The organism is Ensifer sp. (genome assembly GCF_035999135.1).
Lineage (GTDB): Bacteria > Pseudomonadota > Alphaproteobacteria > Rhizobiales > Rhizobiaceae > Ensifer.
The window spans coordinates 125,548-151,735 of sequence record NZ_DASYGZ010000241.1 but is presented as its reverse complement, the minus strand read 5'-3'; the positions used below and the strand labels follow the sequence as shown (position 1 = coordinate 151,735).

Sequence of the window (26,188 nt, the reverse complement as noted above, 5' to 3'; positions counted from 1 at the left end):
CGGTTACCTGATGCTGTAGCCAAGACCGCGCACGGTCTCGATCCTGTCCGAGCCTATCTTCTTGCGCAGCCGGCTGATGTAGACCTCGACCGTGTTGCTTTCGATCTCGGCGCCGAAGGCATACAGCGTATCGTGAAGCTGCTCCTTGGAAACAAGCGCCCCCGGATGAGCGACGAGCTTGTCGAGCACGGCCCATTCCCTGGCACTCAAGCCCAGGCTGTCGCCATTGATCGAGATGCGACGATGAACCTGATCGATCTCGATGCCCGGAAGTTTGACCATAGGCGTGGCGTTGCCGATGTAGCGCCTGGAGACGGCCAGCATGCGGGCGGTCAGTTCGTTGAGGTCGAACGGCTTGACGAGGTAGTCGTCCGCTCCGCTGTTCAAGCCTTCTATCCGGTCGGAAATCTGGTCGTGCGCCGTCAGGATGATGACCGGCGTGCCATCGCCGCGCCCGCGCAAGGCGCGCAGCAGCGCCAGCCCCTCGCCGTCGGGCAGCCTGAGGTCGAGCAGGATGAGGCCGTAGGAAACGGTGTCCGTCGCCGCCCCGGCGTCCAGGATGCGCGTGAACCAGTCAACCGCATGACCGGCCGCCGCGACGTGGTCGCGCAGCGCCTCCCCCAGAACCTGATCGTCTTCGACTAGTAGGACTCTCAAGATATCACCGGACACCTGTTCGTCCTTGCCTATTGTTGATTGGGGATGGGCGTCAAGCCCCTGGCTGGCACGCGGAAGAAGGGCGGCCCGCGTCGGCGGCAGCTGGCGGGCCGATCCGGCGGGTCATGCATCCTTGCAAAAAGGGGACCTATGACGCCATCCGCTCCCGGAAGGCGCCACGTCTTTTCATGTAACTGATCACGGCGGTGGCGATGCCGACGAGCGCCATGCAGGTGCCGAGGGCGATCAATAGGCCACTGTTATCGCCTTGCGGATCGTAGCTCGCAAACTTGTACATTTCAGTCGCAAGGACGGCGAGCATTGCGGCCGAGACGGTCGAATAGTCCTTGCCGACGACACGCCGGACGTTGAACGTCATGCCTTCGGTTGCGGCTGCAAAATTCCTGAAGCGAAGCGCCCAGCGCGGCACATCGCGGCCATAGGCCTGATAGGCCTCGCCGAAGGTCCTCAAGAGAAAGGCTTCCTCGGCATAAACGATGCATTGGTACATGAAGGCGAATAGCCCGATCCCGACGACCACCAGAAGCGGATTGCCGTGCAGCAGGAAGACGCCGGAATAAAGCAGCATGTTGCCGACATAGAGCGGGTTCCGGCAGACGCCGAACATGCCCTCGGTCACCAGGTCCTTGGCATAGACCTTTTTCTTCAGCCCCCCGCGCTTGATGTACTTGTAGCCGACCACGGTCGCGCGCAACGCAAGGCCTGCCGCAATGATCAGGATGGCGGCCGTATCCTTGGCCAGCGTCAGGGCGGCGCTGCCAAGCACCATTGTCGGCGGCGGCATCAGCAGGAAGAGGACGACGATGATGGCCGGAAACAGCTGGTTGCGAAACCGGAAGAGAAAATTGCCGATAGCGATCATGGCCGGGGCCCCTACTTGATGGCGATGATGCCGCTGAAATTGTACCAGCGGAAAAACACCTCTACGCTGCGGAAGCCGACTTCCTTCAGAAGCTGGAAATTCTCCTCCAGCCGGTAGGGAATGAGCACGTTTTCAAGCGCCTCGCGCTTCTTGGCGATCTCGATCTCGGAGTAGCCGTTGCGGCGCTTGTAGTCGTAATAGTGTTCGATGAAGAGGCGGTTGAAGGTCGAATCCTCGCTGGTGAGCTTTTCTACGAGCAAAAGCGCGCCGCGTTCGTTCAATCCGTTGTAGATCCCGCGCATGACCCGTTCGCGATAGAGAGGACGCACGAACTGCAGCGTCAAAAGCATCATCACGACGCTGGCATTGTGGATGTCCACGCCCTGGTGCAGGTCGCCACCTCTAAGCTCGATCGACCGGCTGGTGCCGGCGTCCGCGATCTTCTCCCGGGCCTTCTCGATCATGTCGGGGGCATTGTCGATCCCGACGAAACGGACCGCCGGCGCGACGATGCCATCAAGGCCGAGCAGCGTCGTCGCCGTCGAGCAGCCGATGTCGTAGAGGTTGGTATCGGGCTCGGCGAAGTCTTTCGCGAGCTCGCATGCCATGCGCTGGATTTCGCCGTAGTAGGGAACCGAGCGGCTGACCATGTCGTCGAACACGGCTGCTACTGTCGCATTGAAGGCGAAGTCGCCGATGTTCTGGTCTGGTGCTGCGAACAGGTCATCCCGTCTGAGGTTGTTTTCGTGCACATGTAAATGCGGGGCCTTGCCAACCATTCGCACTTTCCTTTGTTCCAAGACACGTCCCGCGGCGTGGCGGAACCCGCTTTGCCGCTCGATCCGCCGCACAAGGCCATCGATTCCTGACATGAACCTGAAAGGCGGGCGGCTGCCGAACCTCGTGATCACGCAATCTTGCGGGGCGTGTGAGCGTGCATTTGTCGATAATGATGCGACCTGGAGCCGGAGGCAGCCATGCACGCTCGAATGACCGGTGCGCTTTTGATCGGCCTTCTTGTCCTTTTGCCCGTCGCTCGGGCGCAAGACCTGCCGCGCTCGGGCCAGCCGGTGTTTGACCGAGTGGTCGAGTTGGTGAACACGAATTTCTATGACGACAAGGCGCTTGACCGTTTCAACGCCGCGGTGCGGGCCGAGATCAATGCAGCGGCAGCACCGATATCCGCAACGAGCACCGCCAACCGGGTCAATCAGGCGATCGCCTCCGTGCTCGCAAGTCTTCAGGTTTCCCACACCGGACGCTTCACGACCGGCAGCATCGATTACTTCGAGCTTTCCGACATCTTCCGCCTCGCCATCCGCAACGACACAAGACGGCTGTTTCCGCCTGATGGCGAGGCCCGCTATCCGGGGATCGGCATGGTCACGAGCGTTCTTGAGGGAAAGCGTTTCGTCAGTGACGTCTATGACGGATCCCCCGCCAAGAAAGCGGGCCTGCTGGTGGGGGACGAAATCATCGCGGTGGATGGGAAGCCTTATAGCGAAATCGGTTCGTTCGACACCAAGGTCGGCCGCGGTGTGGAGATCCGGTTGCGGCGGCATCGCGACGCCGAGCCGCTGTCGGCGCGCGTCGAGGTCGAGCGACTGAGGCCGTTGCCCATGTTCCAGCGGGCGATCGAAGAGAGCATGACCATCAGCGAGCACAACGGCCGGAGGATCGGCTATGTCCGACTATGGACACTCTCGACGCGCGAGGGTCTCGATATCGTCGCTGAGGCACTTTTGCATGGGCGCCTGACGGACGCTGAAGGCCTCGTGGTCGATCTGCGCGGCCGATGGGGCGGGGGACCGGCGGACGCGGCGGAGTTTCTCGTCGGCGGCACGCCGACCTTCCGGCTGGTCCCGCGCCGGGGGGATCCGACGCTTGCGAACTTCCGATGGAAGAAACCGGTCGTGGCACTGATCGACAAGGGCACACGCAGCGGTCTCGAACTCTTTGCCTATACGCTCAGGCAGAATGCAGTCCCGTTGGTGGGTGAACGCACCGCCGGCGCCCTGCTTGCCGGGCGCGCCTACATATTGCCCGATGACAGCCTGCTGGAACTGGCAGTTTCCGACGCTGTCATCGGCGACGATCTGCGGCTCGAGGGCGTCGGTCTTGCGCCTGACGTGCCCGTTTCATTTCCGCTTGCCTATGCGGCTGGCAGAGATCCGCAACGCGAAGCTGCGATGGGCGAGATGATGCTGATCCTTGGCGCCGGACCGATCGGCATACCGGAGTGGGATCGGAGCGTAACGCGGTAGCGCCCAGCCGCGCTTGCCATGGCTTTGCCTGACGGCCTTGCCGCCTAAGCCCGCGTGCCGGCGATGACGGTTGCGGTCGAACGCAGCTCCACCTTGCCTGCACGCATCGACTGGCTGGCGAGTTGCAGGACGTCAGTTTTGATCCGCGCACGGGCACCGTCGTCCGCCTTTGCCAGTCCGGCAACCACGGGTGCTGCGATCTCGATCATGAAGGTCCAATAGGCCTCCGGCGTGTCGTGCACCATGACGGTGGTGACGTCTTCTTCGTGTATATCGCGCAGGCCGGCATCGGTGAATGCCGCCGCCATCATCCCGGGCGCCGCACAGCGAAACAGACCCGGCGCGCCCTCCGGGGGCTTCGGCATGTCCACGTGCCGGGCGATTGTCGTCATGATCGTCGTCGCCCAGGCATTCCTTTCAGGCGCACCCCAGACGGCGGCGCAAACATGTGCTCCCGGTTTCGCCACCCGCGTCAACTGTCGCGCCGCCGTTGCGACATCCGGGAAAAACATGAAACCGAACCGGCAGAGAACGGCGTCGAACGTCGCGTCGTCGAAAGGCAAGGCACCGGCGTCGCACGCCTTGGTCTCGAAATTGGTGATACCGCGTCTTCTCGCGTTATCGGCCGCGGCTTCGAGCATGCGGTCGGAAAGGTCGGTGACGGTCACGTGGCCATTTGGAATGGCGGTGGCGACCGTCAGTCCCGGTTCGCCCGTGCCCGCTGCAACGTCGAGCACCCGATCTCCGTCCTCAATCGCCGCATGCCGGATCATCGCGGTCGCGAATGGCGACAACCAGCGAAGAACAAGCTCGTCCCACGTCTTCCACCCGGCGGAAAAACGGTCCCAAGTCTCTTTCTGCTGGTCCCTTATCTGATCGAGATGCCCGGACATGCCCGGTCCTTCCTTGCGCCTGTGATCTCTCGTTCCCCTGAAAACTATGAACCCGGGGGGCGAAGTTACAAATGAAATTCGCAAGCAGCCGCACCGCGGCCATATGGCCCGACGCTGCGCGCGATGGTCGCGCAGTTCCCTTGGGAACGTACTTGCCGTGTCTGAAATGTAGAGTGAGGGAATACGGACTAGGGAGACCGAGCAAGGCAAGGTATATTCTGATGGAGGAGACCGGGAAGGAGAGATTCGCACCGATGTCGAACCGGACGAACGGCAAGAATAACGGCCGGACAGAACCCAGCGACGAACAACCCCTCGGTGATCAATTGCGGATGATGCATAGGGCCTTCATGGCCTCACCGCTGCGCAACAAGATCATCTGGTTGAGTGTAGGCATCATCGTTGTCATCGTTGTGACAGCCTTTGGCCAGATCATCCTCAACCGATGGTACAAGCCATTCTACGACACGCTCGAGCGACGCGACCTCCCCGCCTTTCTGCATCAGCTCGTCGTCTTCGCCCAGATCGCCGGCGTCCTCCTCATCCTCAACGTGCTGCAAACCTGGCTCGGCCAGGTCATTAAATTGCGCCTGCGCGAGGGCCTGACCGAGGACCTCATCAACGAATGGATGCGGCCGACGCGCGCCTTTCGGCTCGCCAACGCCGGGGCGATCGGCATCAACCCGGATCAGCGTATCCATGAGGATGCCCGCCACCTGACGGACCTGTCCGCCGGCCTGTCGATCGGCCTGCTGCAATCCGGCATTCTATTGGTGAGCTTCATCGGCGTTCTGTGGTCGCTCTCGGATGGATTCGTCTTCCATGTCTCAGGATATGCCTTCGCGATCCCCGGCTACATGGTCTGGGCCGCCATTCTTTATGCCGGCACGGCGTCCTGGCTGAGTTGGCTGGTCGGTCGTCCGCTTGTAGCGCTCAACGGCGAACATTACGCTCGCGAGGCGGCGCTGCGCTTCTCCCTGATGCGCGTCAACGAGCACATCGAAGCTGTCTCGCTTTCGTCCGGCGAAGCTGGCGAAAAGAAGCGGCTGCAGCGGGACCTCGCTTCGGTGCTCGAAATCAGCTACGGCCTGTTGCGCGCTGTGACGCGGCTCACCTGGGTGACCGGCGGCTACGGTTGGATCACCGTCGTTGCCCCGATCGTCATCGCAGCACCCGTCTATTTCGCCGGCGACCTGAGTTTCGGCGGGCTGATGATGGCGGTCGGCGCCTTCAACCAGGTGCATGCGTCGCTGCGCTGGTTCGTCGACAACATCGGCGCGATCGCCGACTGGCGCGCGACGCTGCTGCGCGTCGCCGCATTCCGGTCAGCGCTGCTGATGACGGACGAGCGGCACGAAGGCGACAAGCGCATCGAGTTCAAGACGTCGGATGCCCCGCAGATGAGCTTCGACAACGTCGAGATCGTCTCGCCAACCGGCTGCATCAAGCTTCGCGAACCGAGCGTCACGATCCAACCCGGCGAGCGCGTGCTGGTCACGGGCGCACCGGAAGTGGAGAAGGCTCCGTTCTTCCGGGCGATTGCCGGACTTTGGCCCTGGGGATACGGACGCATTGCGCTGCCGGTCGACGACGGCCTCGCCTTCATCCCGAAGTCGCCCTATTTCCCGCCGGGAAGCCTCGGTGAGGTGCTCGCTTATCCGAGCGCGCCGGACAGCTACAGCAAGGGCGAACTTGCGGCAGTCCTGTCCAAGGTCGGCCTCGGTCGGCTGAGCGGCAGGCTCGATCAGGATGCGCGCAAGCAGATGAACCTCAGCGAAGCCGAGCAACGGCTGCTGGCCATTGCTCGCCTCAGCCTGCACAAACCGCGCTGGCTCATCATCGACGAGGCGCTCGACGCGCTGGAGGACGACGCCTACCAGCGCGTCCTGTCCTTCTTCGACGAGGAACTTCAAGGGGTGGCGATCGTCAACATCGGACGGACAGAGCGCGCCAACGAGTTCTTCACCCGCGTGCTGCATCTCGACAAGAACCCGACCGGCAATACGCTCCGGCGCCTGCAGCCAAGAAGCCTGCAGCCGGCCGACCCGCAACTGGTGGACTGAGAGGTCCGCCGCGCCGGTGGCTCGCGTTGGGAAACCCACTTGCGCAACTGGCTGCATCTCATTGAAAACAAACAAACCGCGCATCCGTCTGGATGCGCGGTTTTTGTTGAGGCAAAGGCAATTGGACTAGCGGGACCGCAGCTTCATGTGGCGGTTCACGTCCTTGTAGAGCAGGTAGCGGAACTTGCCCGGGCCACCGGCATAGCAGGCCTGTGGGCAGAAGGCGCGCAGCCACATGTAGTCGCCGGCTTCGACCTCGACCCAATCCTGGTTGAGGCGATAGACCGCCTTGCCCTCGAGCACGTAGAGCCCGTGCTCCATGACGTGGGTCTCGGCAAAGGGGATGATCGCACCAGGCTCGAAGGTGACGATGGTCATGTGCATGTCGTGGCGCAGATCCGACGGATCGACGAAGCGGGTGGTCGCCCATTTGCCGTCAGTGCCCGGCATCGGCGACGGCGTGATCTCGGCTTCGTTGGTGAAGAAGGCTTCCGGCACGGGCAGGCCATCGACCTGCTCATAGGCCTTGCGCACCCAGTGGAACCGAACAGGCGCTTCGCTTCCGTTGCGAACGGACCAGTTGCTGGCCGGCGGAATGAAGGCAAAGCCGCCCGGCTGCATCTTGTGGGCCTTGCCATCGAGCGTCACGGTCAATTCGCCTTCGACCACGAAGATCGCGCCTTCGGCGCCCGCGTCGAGTTCGGGCCGGTCACTGCCGCCGCCCGGAGCGATTTCCATGATATATTGTGAAAATGTTTCAGCAAAACCGGAGAGCGGCCGGGACAATATCCACAGCCGGGTCTTGTCCCAGAACGGCAGGTAACTGGTGACGATGTCCATCATCGTCCCCTTCGGAATCACCGCATAGGCCTCGGTGAAGACGGCGCGGTCCGACAGGAGTTGGGTCTGTGGCGGGTTGCCGCCGTGCGGCGCATAATAGTTACGGTTGGTCATGACTTCCTTCAGTCCAGGTAGACGCACCGCCTCCTCTTGAAATGCGGTGCAATTGGGTTCGGGCATTGACGTCAAAGCAGCGCCGTGCGCAGGTCGCGCGGCTGGTCCTTCTCCTCGTCCAGGTCCAGTTCCGCTTCGACGTGGTGCAGGTGTTCCGCCATCTCGCGAACAGCGCTCGTGACGTCCCGCGCCGCAATGAACTCGACCACCGCCAGGTGCTCGTCCGGACCGCAATTGTGCAGGTGGTTGGAGCGGTACATCGCCGTGATCAGCGAGGTGCGCGAAACGAGGTCGCGCAGGATCCCGAACAGGAAGGCCGAGCCGGAAAGCTCCGCGAGCAGCAGGTGAAATCCGCCGGAAAGCCGAACGATATCAGAGAGATTTCCTGATCGACCGGCAATCCGCTCTTCTTCAATATGGCCGCGCAGCCGAACAATATCCTTGGGGCTTGCACGTTCGCAGAGGCGCTCGACGACACGCTGCTCGATTGCCCGGCGCGCGACGAAGACGTCGCGCGCTTCATCGACCGAGGGTTCGGAAACGAACGCACCCCGGTTCGGCATGATGGTAACGAGGCCATCGCGCTCAAGCGCCGTCAACGCCTGACGGATGCGGGCCCTGCTGACGGAGAAGATCTCTGCGAGTTGCTCTTCCTTCAGTCGCGTTCCCGGCCGCAGGCGCCGCTCGGCGATCGCCAGCCAGATCTTTTCGCAAATGATCGCCGTCGGCGCGCCGGCAGCCTCGTCCGCGTTGTACATGAAATCTCCCTTAGCCGTTCGCTTACTCTCGCCGTGCGGCGCTCAAAGTCAATTCCATCCGCTGCAGTTAGATATTGACTACAAAATTGTAGACAATATTGTGTACCGCAACTTGATGTGCAATGGCAACCGCTTAAACACGACCGCCTTCCCCGCAAAAGCGCAGGACGCGGCGCCTCTTGAGAGCTTCGATGGACTTCGATTTCACCGACTTACCAGCCCGGGACCGTGACCGCCCGACTGCGAAATTCGTCCGCCGTCGACCGACGGCGCGCCAGAGCGCCAACAGCTGCTTTGCGCCCCACGCCCCCCTCACAAACGTTCTGCGGAAATCGAGCTAATGCGCCTCCTGCTCATCAATCCAAACTCCACCCGCTCGATGACCGAACAGGCCCACCGGAGCGCCGAACGCGTCGCAGCCTCCGGCACGGAGCTCTTGTCGACCAACCCGACATCGAGCCCCGCAAGCATCGAAGGTCATGCGGATGAAGCCATGGCCGTGCCTGCGATGCTTGCGGAAATCAGGAAGGGCGAGGCCCGCGGCGTCGACGCCTACGTCATCGCCTGTTTCGACGACCCCGGCCTCGGGGCGGCACGCGAAATCGCCCGAGGGCCGGTCATCGGCATCTGCCAGGCCGCCGTGCAGGTGGCGATGACCATCGCGACGCGCTTTACCATCATCACCACCCTGCCCCGCTCGGTGCCGATCATCGAAGATCTTGCCGAGGCTTATGGCGCCGGACATCGCTGCAGAAAGGTCCGTTCGGTCGACATGCCGGTGCTGGCGCTCGAGGAGGATCTTGCCCACACCGAGGAGATGCTGGTGAAGGAGATCGAAAGGGCCCGCCAGGAGGACGGGGCCGAAGCGATCATCCTTGGCTGCGCGGGCATGTCCGAACTCTGTGATCGGCTGAAGGCGCGCACCGGCATGCCGGTCATTGACGGCGTCACGGCAGCGGTGAAACTTGCCGAGGCACTTGTCGGTGGCGGGTACGCCACCTCGAAGGTCGGCGCGTACGATTATCCACGTCCCAAGGACGCGGCGGCCGACCGCGCAGTCGCCTCCGCCTGATAAGGCCAAGCGGGAACAGACAGTCCGGGCGTCAACCTGCCCGGACGACACCGGCTGCTGCGTATTACCTGGTCAAGGCGTCCAGCTGTTCTTCCAGCGTGGCCACGCGCTGCTCGAGCAGTTGCAACCTTTCCTCGAGGGCCGAAAGCCCCGCCCCGCCCGATGTCGGGACGAACGCTACGCGTTCCGCGCTTGGCTGCTCCACCTCGCCGCAAAGCAGATGCGCGAAGCGATCCTCGCGCTGGCCGGCGCCGCGGTTCAGTTGCACGATCAGCGGTGGACGGCGGCCGATCATCAGGTCGAGATTGTCCTTCAACTCCTCCATGGAGGAAAAACGCGTCATGCGCTCGCTGCGCGCCCAGAGTTCGTAGGCCGTCTGGGGACCGCGCAGCAGAAGCAGGCCAATCACGACAATCTGTGGCGAAGTCAACGAAAAGCGGCTCGCCACCATGTGTTCGTAGCGTTCGACCCGCGACGCGAACGCCTGGCGGACAAGGCCCTTTTGCACCAGCGATGCGAGCGCGCGATGGACGTCCACCTGCTCGATCGCCATGACGGGATCACGCGCTGTCTTCTGGTTCGCCGCCGCATGCGCCGCATTGAGCGTCAGCGGATAGACGTCGGGTGTCGTTTCCTTCTTCTCGATCAGGCATCCAAGGATGCGGGCCTCAACGGCATTGAGAACGGGGAAATCGGTGTCGGCGGTCGTGTTCATGGACTAACTCTTCAAATCAACGCAAGCGATCCCCAGGGATCTCCCAGACGGACAAGGCCCGCCTCTCGGCCCCTAACCTAGCGTGAGTGTCGAAGCCCGGAAATGGTCATCGGCCTATTTCGTTGTTTTCCGGTTAGCAAGCCGACATTTATCTTCACGCAGAACAAAAAGAGGCTCCGTGACTGGCACAGCACGGAGCCCAAGTCGCAGGGAAAGGTGGGATGTTCAGGCTGCGTTGGCGGCCTTCGCGGTTTCCTCGATGCGATGGCAGGCGGCACGGGAGCCGTCGGCGAAGCTGCGCATCTCCGGTCGTTCGCTCTTGCAGCGTCCGTCCGCCAGAGGGCAGCGTGGGTGGAAGGTACAGCCCGATGGCGGGTTCAGCGGGCTTGGGACCTCGCTTGCGACCATGTTGCGGCCACGCTTGGGGTGGGTGATATCCGGGATCGTCTCCAGCAGCAGCTGCGTATAGGGGTGCCGCGGATTGGCAAACAGCGTCTCCGTGTCCGCCTCCTCGACGATGCGGCCGAGATACATCACCGCGATGCGGTCGGACATGTGGCGCACCACGCTCATGTCGTGGCTGATGAACAGATAGGTCAGTCCCATCTCGTCCTGCAGCTTGCGCATGAGGTTGAGGATCTGCGCCTGTACCGACACGTCCAGCGCCGAGGTGGGTTCGTCGCAAACAAGGAACTCCGGTTCTCCTGCAAGCGCGCGGGCGATCGAGATCCGCTGGCGCTGACCGCCCGAAAACTCATGCGGGAATTTTGCGCCATCGGACGGCGCAAGGCCGACGATCGTCAAAAGCTCGCCGACCCGCTCCATGATTTCTGTTTCCGAGTTGCGCAGCTTCAGTTCGCGCAGGGGCTCGGCGATGATGTTGCGCACCCGCCAGCGCGGGTTGAGGCTGGCATAGGGATCCTGGAAGATCATCTGGGCCGCAAGCTGTTCGCCGCTCTTACCAGGCGCAAAGCGCACCTCGCCGTGACTGGCGCGATAAAGGCCGGTCACCAGCCTTGCCACCGTCGATTTGCCGCAACCGGATTCGCCGACGAGGCTCAGGCAGCCGCCCATCGGTACGGAAAAGCTGATATCGTCAACCGCCCGCACGAACTGCTTCTGCTTGCGTTCGATCACGCGGTTGAGCCAGGGAGCCGACACATCGAAATTGCAGGTCAGGTCGTTGACCGTCAGGGCGTCACTCATAGAACTCCTCCAGCATTGAGCCAGCATGCGCTGACGCCTGAACCGACCACGGTCGGATCGGGCCGATCCTTGCGGCAACGCGGTCCGGCATCCGGGCAGCGCGGGTTGAAGGCGCAACCGGCCGGGATAGCGTTGAGCCTTGGCATCGAACCGTCGATCTGGTTCAGCCGCTCGACCCGCCGGCCAAGTGCCGGGATCGAGCCCATCAGGCCGCGTGTATAGGGATGACGCGCCGTCTTCAGCACTTCGGCGACCGGGCCGATCTCGACCAACCGTCCGGCATACATCACGGCAACGCGGTCGGCCGTCTCGGCGATGACGCCCATGTCGTGGGTGACGAGCATGACCGCCGTGCCATGATCGTCGCACAGCCGGCGCAGCAACGAGGTGATCTGCGCCTGGATCGAGACGTCGAGCGCCGTCGTCGGTTCGTCGGCAATGATCAGCTTCGGTTCGGCGGCGAGCGCCAGGGCAATGACGACGCGCTGGCGCATGCCACCCGAAAACTGATGCGGGTAGTGGTCATACCGCGCCTCGGGCGCCGGAATGCCGACCTCCTTCAGAAGCTGAATGGCGCGCGCCTTGGCATCGGCCTTGGAGAGCTTCAGGTGAAGGCGGATGGTTTCGACAAGCTGGGCGCCGATGGTGAAGAGCGGATTGAGCGAGGTCAGCGGATCCTGGAAGATCGCGCCGATCTGCCGGCCGCGCACCTGCTGCATCGCCTTGTCGTCGAGCTGATCGATGCGACGGTCGCCGAGCCAGACCTCGCCACCGGAGATCCGGCCGGGCGGCTCCAGCAGGCCCTGGACGGCAAGGCCGGTCATCGACTTGCCGGCGCCGGATTCGCCGACGACCCCGAGGATTTCGCCCGGCCGGATGCTGAGCGAAACGTCGGAAAGCGCCTGAACCGTTCCGTGCCGGCCGGGAAACTCGACACACAGGCCGCGCACGTCGAGCACGGCCGACGAGGAGTGGTCTTTCATCGCTTGACCTCCAAGGGATAGCTTGGCGGGAAGATTTCGCTCACCGGCGGGTGGCCGAAGCTGCGCTCCGGATACTTCGCCACCAGCCCATCGAACTGTGCCTGAGCCTTCACGCGGGCGGCGTTCATGTCGAAGTCCGCAACCTCGCCATCGCGCATGGAGAGGCGACCATCGACGAAGACCGCCTTGGTGACGCGTCCCGATCCGCCGACGACGAGCGTCGTGATCGGGTCGATCGCCGGCGCCATGTGGTGGTCCATAAGGTCGAAGACGGCGATGTCTGCGCGCGCACCCGCCTCAAGCCTGCCGATATCCGACCGGCCGAGCGCCCTGGCGCCGCCGAGGGTCGCGGCATCGAAAAGGTCGGCGCAGCTGACAGCGCTCGCGTCATTTTCAGCCACGCGGGCTGTGATCAGGCCGACCAGCAGGTTCATCAGCATGTCCGGGGGCGTCGTGTCGGTGCCCATGGCGATGTTGATGCCGCGCGCCTTGACCGAGCGGAAGGAATTGAGCGTGCTGCCGCCGCGGGCCGACACCAGCGGACAATGCACGATGCTGACACCGTGCTCGGCATAGAGGCGAAGATCGTTGTCGGTTGCCTGCGTCGCATGTGGCGCAATGAGGCGATCGCTGAGGAAACCGAAGCTCGCAAGCCATTCCGGCGCGGTCTTGCCGTGCAGGCGGCGGACGGTATCGACCTCCATCGTACCCTGTGCGGCATGCAGGCGGATCGGGCAATCGAGATCGCGCGCCGCATCGGCAGTGCGGACGAGCAGCTTCTCCGTGCACGTCTCCACCCGGTCGGGCGCCAGCAGGCCCTTGACCAAGCCACCATGACTGCCTTCGTGCTCGCGAATGAAGCCGATGGCATCGTCGAGACCCTTCAGGCCCCTTGCCTCGTCGAAGATCGCTTCGAGCTCACCTGGTGCCGTCACCATCATGCCGCCGGCGCGATAGGCAGGGCTCAGATAGACGCGCAGACCGAGGTCGCCGGCTGCATCCGATGCAGCGGCGAATTCGGCAACGGTCTCGCCCCACTCGCGGTAGAAGAGCGAGGCGATCGGCGCGGCCGTCGTGATGCCATTCAGGAGAAGCTGGGCGAAGGCAAAGCGCTTCTGGAACGCCAGTTCCTCCTGTGTGTACATTTCGTAGGGGCCGCGTTCGATGTAGGAGCGAGGCCACACGCGGCCCTTGGCCCAGCCCGGCTGGTGATCGATCGAAAGGACCGTCGTGTCGAGGTCGGAGAGTGCGTCGAGGTCGATCAGGCCGGGACTGATCATGGCCGCGCCGAGATCGATCCTTCTCGCCACTTCGCCTTCAAAGCGCGGGCCGACATAGAGCAGCGTGCCGCCTTCGATGACGACTTCGCCGTTCGGGATCAACCGATGGGTGCCATCACGATGGCCGAGTACCCATTGCGCCGTCAGCAGCGTGCGGCCATCGGGCCGGCGGCCGAGTTTCAAATCCTTGATGCTGTTCATGGAATGGCGACCTCCGAAACGCCGTTGCGGGCAATGACACGACCACGCTTGACCACCAGCGGCCGCGGGGCGACGTCGACGACGGCATGGGCCAGTGTCTCGCCGGAAAGAAGGGTGAAATCGGCGTTGCAACCGACATCCAGACCATAGCCAGCGATGTCCATCACCTCGGCGCCGCCTCTCGAGCAGACATAGAGCGCATGTTCGAGATCAACGTCGCGGCGCAGGCCATTCTTCATGCCGAGAATGCGAGCGCGGTCCATCATGTCGGGTTGCCCCCACGGACCCCAGGTGTCGCGGATGCCGTCGCAGCCGGCGGCAACCTTCACGCCGGCGTCCTTCAGTCGAAGGATCGACGGCACGGTCGAGGACGGCGAACCGGTCGTGATGATACGGATGTCGAGTTCGGCGATCTGCTCGATCAGGCCGCCGACGCGCAGGTAGTCCGGAGCGCCGAGCGCGAAGGCGTGGCTGATGGCCACCTTGCCCTGCATACCGAGCGCGCGGATGCGCTCGAACATCATCTCCATGCTGAAGGCGCCGAGTTCGCCCTGTTCGTGCAGGTGAATGTCGATCGGCTTAGCATGCTTGTCGGCGAGGCCGAAGATCGCGTCGAGGTGTCCCTTCGGGTCGCGGTCGATGCCACAAGGATCAATACCGCCAAGGACTTCTGCGCCTTTGCTCAGAGCCTGGTCGAGCAACTCGACCGTGCCCGGCCGGGTGACGAGGCCGGACTGCGGGAAGGCGACGATCTCGATGTCGATGACACCTTCAAGCGCCTGCCGCGTCTCGATAAGGCCTTCCATCAGCCGCAGGCCATGGGTGGTATCGATGTCGACATGGCTGCGGATGTGGCTTGCGCCATTGGCGGCAAGCATGATCGCCTGGCGCATGGACTGGCGGTGCGGTTCGATGCCGATTTCAAGCCGCTGTTCGCGTTCGAAGTCGATACGCTCGCGCAGCGTCGCAGACTTCGCGTTGACATGCCAGGGCATGCCCCAGACCGACTTGTCGAGATGGGTATGGGCTTCGACGAGACCGGAGGTCACGATATGGCCATTACCATCTTCGACGGCCACGCCATCGGCAACAAGGCCTTTGCCGAATGCCGCGATCTTGCCGTCGCGCACCAGAATATCGGTCGCCTCGCCGGCATCAGGCCTGACGTTACGGATCAGGAGATTGGACATCATTCACCTCAATTTCGGATTGAGCGCATCGCGCAGCCAGTCACCGAGCAGGTTGACCGAAACCACGAGAAGGCAAAGCTGGACGACTGGGAAGAGCACGACCCACCAGATACCCGAGAACAGGAACTGGTTGCCGAGGCGGATCAGGGTTCCAAGGCTCGGCTGGCTCGGCGGCATGCCGATGCCGAGGAAGGAGAGCGTCGCCTCCGTCAGGATCGCCATGCCGAAGTTCAGCGTGGCGGCGACCATGATCGGGGTCAGCGTGTTCGGCAGGATGTGCTTCAGCATGATGCGCCGCGCCGGCGTCTTCAAAAGTCGCGCTGCCTGGACATATTCCTTTCCGCGCTCGACGATCGTCTGCGCGCGCACGGTGCGGGCATATTGAACCCAGGCGCTGAGCGTGATCGCCAGTACCAGAACCGCGGCGGAGCCGACGTCGCGCAGTTCCGGTGGCAGCATCTGTCGCGCAACCGCACTGACCAGGATGGCGATCAGGATGGTCGGGATCGAGAGCAGCACATCACCGATGCGCATCAGGAAGTTGTCGATGAACTTGCCGAAATAACCGGCGACGAGGCCGAGGCTTAAGCCTACGGCGAGCGACAGGACGACAGAGGCCACACCGATCAGGATCGAGATGCGCGAACCGTAGAGGATGGCCGAGAGCATGTCGCGCCCTTGCGTGTCGGTTCCGAGCACATAGGGCCACTGGCCGTCAGCCTCCCAGATCGGCGGCAGCTCGGAATTCCAGAGTTCGAGCTGGGCCGGATCGAACGGGTTCTGCGGCGCGATAAGCGGCGCAGCGAAAGCCGTCACGATCAGGCAGGTGAGGATGACGGCGCCGATGATTGCAGACGGCTTGTGGGTGAAGGACCACCAGAGGTCGCTCTGGCGAAAGCGGCTCAGCCGAGAGGGCCGGCTTGGCGGTGTGGTTTGCTGGACGTGATCTGTCATGGCAGCGACCTCAGCGGGTGGCATCGCGCAACCGCGGATCGATGACCGCATAGGCGATGTCGACGAGCGTGTTGAGCGTGACGAAGATGAAGGAGACGATGCAGAGATACCCCGCCATGACCGGCATATCGAGGAAGGTCACCGCCTGAATGAACAGCATGCCCATGCCCGGCCACTGGAAGACGGTTTCGGTGATCAGCGCGAAGGCGATCAGCGACCCGAAATTCATCGCCGTCATGGTGACGACCGGCATCAGACAGTTTCTGAGCGCGTGTCGGAAATAGATGCGCCAGCGCGGCACGCCGCGGGCGCGGGCAAACTTGACGAAGTCGGAGCGCAGCACCTCCATCATCTCGGCGCGCACGAGCCGCATCACCAGGGTGATCTGATAGAGCGCGAGCGCGAGAGACGGCAGAAGCAGCGAGGCGCGACCGGAAGCGGTCAACAGGCCGGTGCTCCACCAGCCGAATTGCACCACGTCGCCGCGGCCGAAGGCGGGCACGAGGCCGAAGGTGACGGCGAAAACGAGGATCAGGAGGATGCCGACGACGAAGCTCGGCAGTGAGACGCCGATGATGCTGACGAACTGAAGCCCTTCCGAGTACCATCGCCCCCGGTGGATCGCGGTGATCACGCCAAGCGGGATACCAATCAGCAACGACAGCACGGTTGCAACCAGCGCCAGTTCCATGGTGGCCGGGAAGCGCTCGGCAATGAGCTTCATCACGTCCTGGCCGTTGCGATAGCTGATGCCGAAGTCGCCCTGTGCGGCGTTGACGACGAAGCGACCGAACTGGGTCAGGAACGGGTCGTTGAGCCCGAGTTTTTCGCGCAGTTCGATCCGGTCGGCCTGCGACATCTGCTCGTTGGCCATCAGCTCGACCGGATCGCCGGCAAAGCGAAAGATCAGGAAGGCAAGCAAGGCGACGGCAAGCATGACCAGCACGGCATTGGCCAGCCGCTTGATGAGAAAGACAATCATTCGGTTTCTCGCAGAATGAGATGGCCCGGCAGAGCGAGCTCTGCCGGGACTAGGAAAGTCAATCGCCGATACGCGTCAGCCAGTGGCGCGGCTTGTTGTCGGCGCGAATGGTGACGTCGGTGACGGTCTTCGACATCGCCCAGGCCATCGGCTGCTGGTGCAGCGGGATCATGATGACCTCGTCCTTGGCGAACTTCAGCGCTTCGGTTTCGATCGCCAGGCGCTTGTCGTGATCCATCTCGAGTGCCGCCTTCTTCACCATGGCGTCGAATTCCGGATAGGACCAGCCGCCATAGTTGGCAACGCCGGCTGCCCCTTCGCGGGTCGAAAGCACCTGAACCAGGATCGAATAGGCGTCGAGCGTCGGCTCATTGGCCCAGCCGATCATGTAGGCGTCGGACTTGCCCCCGGCACGCTTGGGCGCCTGAACGGCACGCGGGCCGATGTCGAGGGTCGGCTTCAGGCCGACGCGCGACAGCATCGAGACGAGCGCGCTGCAGACGTCTTCCTCGTTGACGCTTTCGTCGTTCATGCAGACGAGCGTGAACTCCTTGCCGACGGCGCCTGCCTCTTCAAGCAACGTCTTGGAGAGTTCCGGATCATAAGCGGTCGGCACGTCGAGTTCGGCACTGTAGCCCGGGATTTCCGGTGCAACCATGGTGCCGGCGACATGCGACTTGCCGCGCATCACCCGCTTGAAGATCAGCTGGCGGTCGATCGCATGGTCGATCGCCTGGCGGACCTTGATGTTGTTGAAGAAGTTCTCGCGGCCGTCGGCGAAGGTCTCGTGGCGGTTGAAGACCATATGGACGGTGCGCAGGTCGGTGCGCTCGATGACCTTGATGTCAGGCGAGCTCTTGAGCCGCTCCAGATCCTGCACCGGCGCACCGTCGGTCAGGTCGATTTCGCCGGAAAGCAGCGCTGCGACGCGGGTCGCTGCCGAGGTGATCGGCATGAACTCGATCCGGTCGAGGTTGTGCTTGGGCGTATCCCACCAGCCGTCGTTCTTGACGAGAACCGTCTTGCTATCGGGAACGCGCGACTCGACCTTGAACGGACCCGTGCCGTTGGTGTTGTAGGTGGCGTAACCTTCGACCTTTGCGCCGACGTCGGTCGGCAGTTCGGACTTGTTGTCGACCAGCCAGTCCTTGTCGAACATGAAGATGTTGGTCATGTCGTTGAGGAACAGCGGGTTCGGCGAGTTCACTGCGATATCGACCGTGTAGTCGTCGACTTTCGTCGTCGAGACATAGGCCGGGATGTTGCCACGCAGCGGCGACGTCGGGTGGCTGACGCGGGCCATGGAGGCAACGACGTCGTCAGCGTTGAAATCGGCGCCGTTCTGGAACTTCACGCCCTTGCGCAGATGGAAGCGCCAGACCTTGTCGGAAACCATCTCCCAGCTGGTCGCGAGTGCCGGCTCGACCTTGAACTCCGGCGTATAGCGCGTCAGGCCCTCATAGACGTGATTGAGGAAGGCCAGATTCGAGGTGCTGCCATAGGAATAGGGGTCGAGCGAAAAGATATCCCGCGGGCTGCCCCAACGCAGCGTTTCGGCAGATGCGGTGGATGCAAGAGCGGCAAATGCCAGCCCCGCAAGGAGATGCTTTCTCAATTTCATGTCGTTCCCTTTAGTTTTCTCATCAGTCGCCCTGCCCGGCGTCGGCGACCGCTCTTGGGCAGTGGCCCTAGATTTGAAGTTGCCGACGCCAATGTCAACTATTTTGTCGACAATGTTGTATGCATAATTGTCCAAAATCAAGGACGCAGAAAATCAGGGGCGCTGAAGCGCGACCGGGACGCCGAAAACGGGCCGCGTGGATCGCAACCATAAGACGATTTTTATCGAGGAGACTTTGCACGCAGAGCGCCTATCGCGAGCACACAGACGCAGCAGCCCGCCGACTTGCTGCGATGCGGCGGGCTATGGTCGTCAACCAAGGGATGGGGATTGTTGCGTCAGCTTTCGCCGAACGCTAGATCGAACTTACGCAGCGGCGACCTGGCAAAACGGGAGGTCATGCTGCGCGCTTTGGTGGTGATGAGGGTATCCACCTGCATAACCCGGCATCGCCTCGCGCTTGCCCGACGCGCAGGTTGCCAAATGACCCGAGCGCGATCCGTCAGCGCGCGGCCACTGCACCAAACCCGGTCAGAAACGCCGTCAGGTTGTCCGACAGCGCATCGCAGAGATATCCGCCCTCCTGGACGATCGCCGTTGGCAATCCGAGCCCTGCGATCGCTTCGCCGATCCGCGAGAAGCCCGCAGTCGATACGGACAGGCCGCCGAAGGGATCGCCTTCAAAGGCGTCGAGCCCGAGTGCCACCACCAGGGCGTCCGGTGCATAGGCGCGGATGCGGCGAAAGGCAACGTCGAGCGCCGCCAGAAACTCCGCGTCACCGGATTTGCGTTCAAGCGGCAGGTTCAGGTTGTAGCCGAGCCCCGGTCCTTCGCCGCGCTCGTCCGCGTGTCCCCAGAAGAAGGGATAGAAGCGCACCGGGTCAGCGTGGATCGAGACCGTCAGCACATCCGAGCGTTGATAGAAGATGCCTTGCGTGCCGTTGCCATGGTGCAGATCGATATCAAGGATCACGACGCGTGCGGCATTGGTGAGGAAACGCTGCGCCGCGACGGCCGAATTGTTGATGAAGCAGAAGCCGCCGGCAACGTCGGCAAAGGCGTGATGGCCGGGCGGTCGGCAGAGGGCATAGGCGGCCCGCTCACGCCCCATCACCGCGTCGGCCGCCTCGACAGCGCTCCAGGCGCTCCAGCGTACGCTCTCCCAGGTCTCGCCCGAGATCGGGCATGCCGTGTCGGCCATGTGGTAACCCGCCTGTCCGACGGCAGACGCTGGATAACGGCCACCGCGCGCCAGCGGGTGGATGTTCGGGATAACTTCCTCCGACGCATCGGCAATGCGCTGCCAGCGGGTGTAGATGTTCTCAAGGAATTCGAGATATTCGGGCGTATGCACGGCCGCGATCGGGCCAAGCCCGTGATCGCGCGGTCGCAGGATTTCGCAGCCGGCGGCGCGGGCACCAGTAAGCAGGCGTTCGACCCGCTCGGGCTGTTCCGGATTGGGCTGCGGCGCGCCACTCGACAGGAATGCCTTCGGGTCATGGCGCTTCTGTTCGGCTGCATAGAAGGTCTTCATGCTGTCTCCGTCCTCAATCGGTTAGTCCCTCGGCGAGCGCCCGGAAGGCGTCGCCGTATGCCGCGTGTTCGTGATCGCCCTTCTGCCAGCTGATGCCGAGCCGTTCATAGAACCGCTGGGCACCAAGGTTTTCGACGTCGACCGAAAGGCGCAAATAGTCCCCGCCCCGCGCCTTCGACCAGCTTGCTGCCGCGCGCAGCAGCCGTTCGCCGACACCCTGTCCGCGCAGGCGTTGATCGACATAGAGATCCTGCACAAAGACACCGGGCCGCCCGCGCCAGGTCGAAAAGATCGGGAAATAAAGGCAGAGGCCGACCAGTTCTCCATCGACTTCCGCGACAAAGGTGCCGAAGGCGGCCTCGGGGCCAAAACCACTTCGGCGAAAGTCCTCCTCAGTGCTGGTGATCTTGGTTTCCATGCCGAGCCCGCGACCCATCGCGAGGATGGCGCGATGCATAGCCTCGGCATCCTCCGGTCGCCCGGTGCGGATCGTTACCTCCGAGGCATCGCCGATCTTCGTCATCGCATATTTTCCTTCATTCGATATGCCTCGCGCATTGGCACCCTCAATGCCACTAGAACGCGACGTTGTCTCCGCCCTTCAATCCCAAAAGGGCGCGCGCCTCGGACGGCGTTGCAACCTCGAGCGACAGCGCGTCCAGTACTTTGCGGATGCGCTGCACTTGATCGGCATTGCTGACCGCAAGGGTTCCGCGGCCGTTATAGAGGCTGTCTTCAAGTCCGACACGCACGTTACCGCCCATGGCAGCCGCCATGGTGATCATCGGCATCTGGTGGCGACCGGCGGCGAGCACAGAGAATGAGTAGTCGTCGCCGAATAGCTTGTCGGCAATGCGCTTCATATGCGTCAGGTTTTCAGGATCCGCGCCGATGCCTCCGAGAATACCGAAGACGAACTGGATGAAGAGGTGACCCGATACCAGTCCGCGGTCGCGGAAATGCGCCAGCGAGTAGAGATGGCCGACGTCATAGCATTCGAATTCGAAGCGCGTGCCGCAGCCCTGGCCGAGCCGCGTCAGGATGAACTCCATGTCGGCGAAGGTGTTCTTGAAGATCGAGTTGCGCGTGGCTTCGAGAAGCTGCGGCTCCCATTCGTGCTTCCACTCCATCGGCCTGTCGAGAGCTGGAAAGAGCGCGAAGTTCATCGAGCCCATGTTGAGCGAGCACATTTCCGGTTCGGCCCGCAGCGAAGCCGCAAGCCGGTCCTCCAGCGCCATCAGCGACGAGCCGCCGGTGGAGATATTGATCACCGCATCGCAGGCCTGCTTGATGCGCGGCAGGAACTGCATGAACAGCGCCGGGTCCGCGGACGGTCGGCCATCCTCGGGGTTGCGCGCATGCAGATGCAGGATGGAAGCCCCGGCCTCCGCCGCTGCAATCGCCTCGGAAGCGATCTGGTCTGGTGTCACGGGCAGGTAGGGCGACATGGTCGGCGTATGCACCGATCCCGTCACCGCGCAGGTGATGATCACTTTGCGCGATGTCTTGGCTTTCGTCATGGTCAAGCCCTCAGCGATTGACGGGTAGGTTGAGTTCTTCGGCAAGCACATCGAGCACGTCGCCGAGGATGGTGACGATCTCGCCGATCTGCTCACGCGTGATGATCATCGGCGGGCAGACCAGGAAATGATCGCCCTCGACACCACCGCGCGTGCGCCTCGAGTAGATGATCAGGCCGCGCTCATAGGCGAGATCCACCATGCGCTGATGCGCGTTCAGCTCCTTCGGCAAGGGCTTCATCGTTTCTGGGTCCGAGACGAACTCGGCCGCCAGCAGCAGCCCCTTGCCGCGCACGTCGCCAATGAAGGGGAAGCGGCTGGAAAGTGACACGAGTTCCGCCTTCAGGACCTCTCCCATGGCAGCCGCATTCTCAATCAGTCCGAGACGATCGATCTCGTCGAGGACGGCGAGACCGGCGGCGCAGGCCAGCGGGTTGCCGGCATAGGTGAAGCCATGCTGGAAGCCGCCCGCCTCGAGCACCGGCTGGACGATCCGCGACGGCGCAGCCATGGCGCCGAGCGGGCAGTAGCCGGAGGCGAAGCCCTTCGACAGCGCGATGAGGTCCGGCCGGCAGTTCCAGTGATCGCCACCAAGGAATTTCCCGGTGCGGCCAGCACCGCTCATGACTTCGTCATGGATCAGGAGGATGCCGTATTTGTCGCAGATTTCTCGGATGCGCGGATAGTAGCTGTCGGGCGCCACAAGCGCTCCGGTCGATGCGCCACCGATCGGCTCCATGATGAAGGCGAGCACACTTTCCGGGCCCTCCGCCTGGATGCGCTCTTCCAGCATGTCGGCATATTTGATGCCGCGCTGTTCCATCGTCAGGTTGTCGCGGTCGAGATAGGCTGTTGGTGCCGGCACCTTCGGCATCTCGCGCATCATCGGCGAGAAGGGTTCCGAAAGGGCCGCGTAGCCTGTGACCGCGAGCGCGCCAAGCGTGCCGCCGTGATAGGAGGGAAAGCGCGAAATGACCTTCCAGCGATCCTTCTGGCCGGTGGCGACCGCCCATTGCCGCGCGAGCTTCAGGCAGGATTCCACCGCCTCCGACCCACCGGAGACGAAGAAGATCTTGTCCATTCCATCGGGAAGCTTTTCGGCGGCTCGGCGCGCAAGGTCCTCTGACGGTTCGTTTTCGAAGTGCAGCCGATAGGCGAAGGTGACCCGGTCCATCTGCCGCTTCATCGCATCGAGAACATTGCGGTTGCCGTGACCGATATTGACCACCATGGCGCCGCTGGAACCGTCGATCACCCGACGTCCGTCCTGGTCGTAGAGATAGATACCCTCCGCCCGGTCGACCAGCGGCCGACGCAGGCGCGACTGGTAGAAAAGATGCGAGGCGGGCCGTTCATTGGAAGCTGTCGTCTTGAGCATGGCAAATCTCTGTCAGCGATTGAGGTAGTGATTCAGAACATTGGCGGTGACGCGCTCGACCATCGCGTCGCCGCGCTTGAGTGCCGCCACCCATTCGCAGCTTCCGGCGTGGAACACCTCGCCTTTTCCGCGCGGGAAATTGACGATCATGCCACAGCCGCGCTTGACGCGCTCGACGGACGCAGCGCCGCTGTCGCCGATCAGCGTTTCGGCAACGAACTTGGCATCCGCATCCGACAGGAACTGATCGTCGGCGGGAATATCCGGACTTTCTTCCTTCAGCGACGACATGCCGAGCGCGAGGATTTCGAGACCCTCCGGCGCGCCGCTGTCTTCGGTGGGCTCCGGCAGTCCGCCGCGGATGATGTAGTCGAGACCGTCGACCTCGTAGCCGAAGGCGTGGCCTTCGCTACCGAGGATGTCGCCGTAGTAGATGCCCGTTCCGGCGAAGGCCCAATGTTCGGGCCGATAGACCGGGAAGCCGCGGGCGCCGCGCGGCGCGCAACCGCCCCAGCCGACATAGAGGCCACGCGTGGCGTTCAGCCCGAAGGTGGCTGATCCCGGCCGGCCGATCTCGGCCGCCTCCCAGGAACCGGTCGTGCGCGTCGGATCGGCCGAGCGATAGGCCGGATCCTCGGCCCGTGAGCGATATTTGTAGCAAACCTGGCGTTTGCCGCCGTCTTCGAGGCGCGTCTGCCACATGAAGTTGCCGGCAAATCGCGCCGCCCGGCCGCCGCGCTCGACATAAGTATCGACCGCATCGCGCATTTCCCAGGTCCAGTATTCGTCATGACCGACGAAGACGACGCAATCGTAACCGTCGAGGATTTCCGGATTGAAGTGCAGCTCATGCTGGCTGGCAAGATCGACGGCGTAGCCCTGGCGTTCCGCCCAACGGAAGAAGTGGCTGTCATAGCTCGCCCAGCCGGACGAGGCGTATTTCTTGGAGTAGCCGTTGGCATAGGCCCATTCCATGTGCGGATAACGCGGCGCCACCGCCATCGGCGCGTGGATTTCAAGCGGCACGCGCGGTGCATCCGGAGGCAACACGACGAAGCCACGGCAGAACGGGCGCTCGATGCTGACGGTCGTCGCATACTGATCGCGGTTCGGACCGGTAATGCCCTGGTAGTGGTTCGAGCCGCCCCAGGTGTTGTAGGACGTCCAGGACCCGGTGGCAGCGACCTGCAGCACCCGGCCCGGCTTGAGACCGGCGATCGGCCTGACGATGAACAGGTGGTGGCAATGGATCGGAGAACCGTCCCTGCCCTCTGCCCTCAAGGTGACGCGGTAGGCGCCGGAAGGCCAGTCTTCGGCGATCCTGAACTCGAAACTCGTTTCCCAACCGCAGCTGCTGACCGAACACTGGTCCGGCGTTTCCTGCCAGCGCGCGGCAAGGCCGTCGCGCTTCAGCACGCTCGTTTCGGCGGCTCCATCGCGAACGATTTCAAGAGAGAACCACGCCGCGGTCGAACTGACCTGCAGCCGCACAATGGCGCCGGGCGGATAGGCGTAGGCGTCGGTGTAGCACCAGATCTCGCCGCGCTCACCGTCCATGCCAGGATATTCGTAGTAGTGGCCAAGCACCGCTTCGCGGCGCTGTTCCGGCGTCAGTCCGAAATTGGGATACTGATTGGCTTTCTCCATGGCGGCCCCATCACGCTGCAAGATATTTCTTGAGGAACGCGCGCGTGCGTTCCTGCGTCGGCTGGCGGAAGATCTCGCTTGGCGCGCCCTGTTCGACGACGACGCCACCGTCCATGAACAGCACGCGATCGGCAACCTCGCCGGCAAAGCGCATTTCGTGGGTGACGATCAGCATCGTCATATGCTCGGCGGCCAACTGCTTCATCACCGTGTTCACTTCGTCGACCAACTCCGGATCAAGCGCCGAGGTCGCCTCGTCGAAGAGCATGACCTTCGGCTGCATCGCGAGAGCCCGGGCGATCGCGACACGCTGCTTCTGTCCGCCGGAAAGACGGGACGGATAGGCATCAACCTTCTCGGCAAGGCCCACCTTCGACAAAAGCCCGACCGCAAGCTCGCGGGCTGCCGCCTTCGCCATGCCCTTCAGGATGACCGGGCCCATGGTGATGTTCTCAAGCACCGTCAGATGCGGGAACAGATTGAAGTGCTGGAACACCATGCCCATCTGCTGGCGCGCGGCGTTGATGTGTCGCTCGAAGGCCTGCCCCTTAAGGTCCTGATTGACCTTCACACCATCGAGCCAGATCTCGCCGCCGTTCAGCGTCTCCAGATGGTTGATCGACCGCAGAAGCGTGCTTTTGCCCGAGCCGCTCGGGCCGATGATCGCGACGATCTGGCCGCGGGCAACAGACAGGTCGATGCCCTTCAGGACTTCCAGCGCACCGTAGTTCTTGCGGGCACCCTTGACTTCGACCATGGGTTTTTGAGCGGTCATCGGGAGACCTCCACGTTCTTTTCGACCTGGCGCAGACCCGCTTCAAGGACGAGATTGAGGATGTAATAGAGGGCGGCGACCGTGATGTAGAATTCGAACGGCCGGAAGGTTTCACTGATGGCGAGCTGTGCTGCGTGCACCAGTTCGGCGATGCCGATGATCGAAACCAGCGATGATTCTTTCAGGAGCACGATCAGGTTGTTGCCCATGGCAGGCACCGTGTTGCGGATCGCCTGCGGCACGACGAAGTAGCGCAGTGTCTGCATCCGGCCGAAACCGAGGCTGCGAGCGCCCTCCGTCTGTCCGGGATCGACGGCGACGATGCCGGCACGCAGGATGTCGGCGTTGTAGACGGCGAAGTGCAGCCCGAGGCCGATGATCCCTGCAATCAGGGCCGGGATCTTGATGCCGAGCTGGCCAAGTCCGTAATAGATCAGGAACAGCTGCAAAAGCAGCGGCGTGCCCATGAACAACCACATGAACCCGCGCACCGGAAGAGCGACCGGTTTCGGCGCGTAGAGCACGACAAGGGCAAAGATGATGCCGAAGATGAAGCTGATCGCGGCGGCGGAGACAGTCAGGACGACGGTCCACCAGACGCCCATCCAGAGAATGTCGGCGTAGGGCGGAACGACGCTGAAATCGAGACCTTGCATTT

General features: G+C 62.9%; 24 protein-coding genes. 3 read left to right on the top strand and 21 right to left on the bottom strand.

The window, feature by feature from the left end:
• Window positions 1-3: 3 nt before the first annotated feature.
• From VGO12_RS31920 to cmoA, 3 genes are all read right to left on the bottom strand, one after another.
• Window positions 4-657, bottom strand: a complete 654-nt coding sequence (locus VGO12_RS31920) for a response regulator transcription factor (RefSeq protein WP_327516746.1) — start codon at window positions 655-657, stop codon at window positions 4-6.
• 148 nt (window positions 658-805) lie between these two features.
• Window positions 806-1,540 (bottom strand): isoprenylcysteine carboxylmethyltransferase family protein, encoded by a 735-nt coding sequence (locus VGO12_RS31915; RefSeq protein WP_327516745.1) that lies wholly within the window; start codon window positions 1,538-1,540, stop codon window positions 806-808.
• A gap of 11 nt (window positions 1,541-1,551) precedes the next feature.
• Complete coding sequence (gene cmoA, locus VGO12_RS31910; RefSeq protein ID WP_327516744.1) at window positions 1,552-2,319, bottom strand: carboxy-S-adenosyl-L-methionine synthase CmoA; 768 nt, start codon at window positions 2,317-2,319, stop codon at window positions 1,552-1,554.
• Window positions 2,320-2,517: 198 nt separating this feature from the next.
• Between cmoA and VGO12_RS31905 the strand changes: the two genes are divergently transcribed.
• Window positions 2,518-3,804 (top strand): S41 family peptidase, encoded by a 1,287-nt coding sequence (locus VGO12_RS31905; RefSeq protein ID WP_327516743.1) that lies wholly within the window; start codon window positions 2,518-2,520, stop codon window positions 3,802-3,804.
• Window positions 3,805-3,848: 44 nt separating this feature from the next.
• Here the strand turns inward: VGO12_RS31905 and VGO12_RS31900 are convergent, their stop codons facing one another.
• Window positions 3,849-4,697, bottom strand: coding sequence for a class I SAM-dependent methyltransferase (locus tag VGO12_RS31900; protein WP_327516742.1), 849 nt, complete (start codon window positions 4,695-4,697; stop codon window positions 3,849-3,851).
• 254 nt (window positions 4,698-4,951) lie between these two features.
• On the opposite strand from VGO12_RS31900, the gene VGO12_RS31895 reads away from it, so the two are divergent.
• Window positions 4,952-6,760, top strand: a complete 1,809-nt coding sequence (locus VGO12_RS31895) for an ABC transporter ATP-binding protein/permease (protein ID WP_414650808.1) — start codon at window positions 4,952-4,954, stop codon at window positions 6,758-6,760.
• 126 nt (window positions 6,761-6,886) lie between these two features.
• Here VGO12_RS31895 and VGO12_RS31890 read toward each other — a convergent pair whose 3' ends face one another.
• Entirely contained in the window at window positions 6,887-7,714 is an 828-nt protein-coding gene (locus tag VGO12_RS31890) for a bifunctional allantoicase/(S)-ureidoglycine aminohydrolase (protein WP_327516740.1), read from the bottom strand.
• 71 nt (window positions 7,715-7,785) lie between these two features.
• The gene (locus VGO12_RS31885; RefSeq protein ID WP_327516739.1) at window positions 7,786-8,472 is read right to left on the bottom strand and encodes a GntR family transcriptional regulator; all 687 of its coding nucleotides are present in this window, start codon (window positions 8,470-8,472) and stop codon (window positions 7,786-7,788) included.
• A gap of 340 nt (window positions 8,473-8,812) precedes the next feature.
• Here VGO12_RS31885 and VGO12_RS31880 point away from each other — a divergent pair, with 340 nt between their 5' ends.
• Entirely contained in the window at window positions 8,813-9,544 is a 732-nt protein-coding gene (locus tag VGO12_RS31880) for an aspartate/glutamate racemase family protein (RefSeq protein WP_327516737.1), read from the top strand.
• Window positions 9,545-9,608: 64 nt separating this feature from the next.
• On the opposite strand, the gene VGO12_RS31875 is transcribed toward VGO12_RS31880, so the two are convergent.
• The 15 genes from VGO12_RS31875 to VGO12_RS31805 form a co-directional block, all read right to left on the bottom strand.
• A complete protein-coding gene (locus VGO12_RS31875; RefSeq protein ID WP_327516736.1) occupies window positions 9,609-10,259 on the bottom strand; it encodes a YceH family protein in 651 nt (216 codons plus the stop codon).
• A 225-nt stretch (window positions 10,260-10,484) separates the two neighbouring features.
• Entirely contained in the window at window positions 10,485-11,465 is a 981-nt protein-coding gene (locus VGO12_RS31870; protein ID WP_327516735.1) for an ABC transporter ATP-binding protein, read from the bottom strand.
• On the bottom strand, window positions 11,462-12,448 hold the full coding sequence (locus VGO12_RS31865) for an ABC transporter ATP-binding protein (protein ID WP_327516734.1): 987 nt from the start codon (window positions 12,446-12,448) through the stop codon (window positions 11,462-11,464). The genes VGO12_RS31870 and VGO12_RS31865 overlap by 4 nt, the downstream gene beginning before the upstream one ends.
• Window positions 12,445-13,929 (bottom strand): amidohydrolase family protein, encoded by a 1,485-nt coding sequence (locus VGO12_RS31860; protein ID WP_327516733.1) that lies wholly within the window; start codon window positions 13,927-13,929, stop codon window positions 12,445-12,447. Before VGO12_RS31860 ends, VGO12_RS31865 begins: the two co-directional genes overlap by 4 nt.
• Window positions 13,926-15,119 (bottom strand): amidohydrolase family protein, encoded by a 1,194-nt coding sequence (locus tag VGO12_RS31855; protein WP_327516759.1) that lies wholly within the window; start codon window positions 15,117-15,119, stop codon window positions 13,926-13,928. The genes VGO12_RS31860 and VGO12_RS31855 overlap by 4 nt, the downstream gene beginning before the upstream one ends.
• Before the next feature lie 3 nt (window positions 15,120-15,122).
• The gene (locus VGO12_RS31850; RefSeq protein ID WP_327516732.1) at window positions 15,123-16,073 is read right to left on the bottom strand and encodes an ABC transporter permease; all 951 of its coding nucleotides are present in this window, start codon (window positions 16,071-16,073) and stop codon (window positions 15,123-15,125) included.
• A 10-nt stretch (window positions 16,074-16,083) separates the two neighbouring features.
• Window positions 16,084-17,055 (bottom strand): ABC transporter permease, encoded by a 972-nt coding sequence (locus tag VGO12_RS31845; protein ID WP_327516731.1) that lies wholly within the window; start codon window positions 17,053-17,055, stop codon window positions 16,084-16,086.
• A 58-nt stretch (window positions 17,056-17,113) separates the two neighbouring features.
• Window positions 17,114-18,676 carry an ABC transporter substrate-binding protein gene (locus VGO12_RS31840; RefSeq protein ID WP_327516730.1) on the bottom strand — a complete coding sequence of 521 codons (1,563 nt, stop codon included), beginning with the start codon at window positions 18,674-18,676 and terminating at the stop codon, window positions 17,114-17,116.
• A gap of 502 nt (window positions 18,677-19,178) precedes the next feature.
• Window positions 19,179-20,210, bottom strand: a complete 1,032-nt coding sequence (locus tag VGO12_RS31835; protein WP_327516729.1) for a histone deacetylase family protein — start codon at window positions 20,208-20,210, stop codon at window positions 19,179-19,181.
• A gap of 13 nt (window positions 20,211-20,223) precedes the next feature.
• Window positions 20,224-20,733: a GNAT family N-acetyltransferase gene (locus VGO12_RS31830; protein ID WP_327516728.1), complete on the bottom strand. Its 510-nt coding sequence runs from the start codon at window positions 20,731-20,733 to the stop codon at window positions 20,224-20,226.
• A gap of 52 nt (window positions 20,734-20,785) precedes the next feature.
• Complete coding sequence (locus VGO12_RS31825) at window positions 20,786-21,730, bottom strand: 3-keto-5-aminohexanoate cleavage protein (RefSeq protein ID WP_327516727.1); 945 nt, start codon at window positions 21,728-21,730, stop codon at window positions 20,786-20,788.
• A 10-nt stretch (window positions 21,731-21,740) separates the two neighbouring features.
• A complete protein-coding gene (locus VGO12_RS31820; protein WP_327516726.1) occupies window positions 21,741-23,108 on the bottom strand; it encodes an aspartate aminotransferase family protein in 1,368 nt (455 codons plus the stop codon).
• 12 nt (window positions 23,109-23,120) lie between these two features.
• On the bottom strand, window positions 23,121-24,755 hold the full coding sequence (locus VGO12_RS31815) for a N,N-dimethylformamidase beta subunit family domain-containing protein (RefSeq protein WP_327516725.1): 1,635 nt from the start codon (window positions 24,753-24,755) through the stop codon (window positions 23,121-23,123).
• A 10-nt stretch (window positions 24,756-24,765) separates the two neighbouring features.
• Window positions 24,766-25,530: an amino acid ABC transporter ATP-binding protein gene (locus VGO12_RS31810; protein ID WP_327516724.1), complete on the bottom strand. Its 765-nt coding sequence runs from the start codon at window positions 25,528-25,530 to the stop codon at window positions 24,766-24,768.
• Window positions 25,527-26,186, bottom strand: coding sequence for an amino acid ABC transporter permease (locus VGO12_RS31805; protein WP_327516723.1), 660 nt, complete (start codon window positions 26,184-26,186; stop codon window positions 25,527-25,529). Before VGO12_RS31805 ends, VGO12_RS31810 begins: the two co-directional genes overlap by 4 nt.
• Window positions 26,187-26,188: the final 2 nt, after the last annotated feature.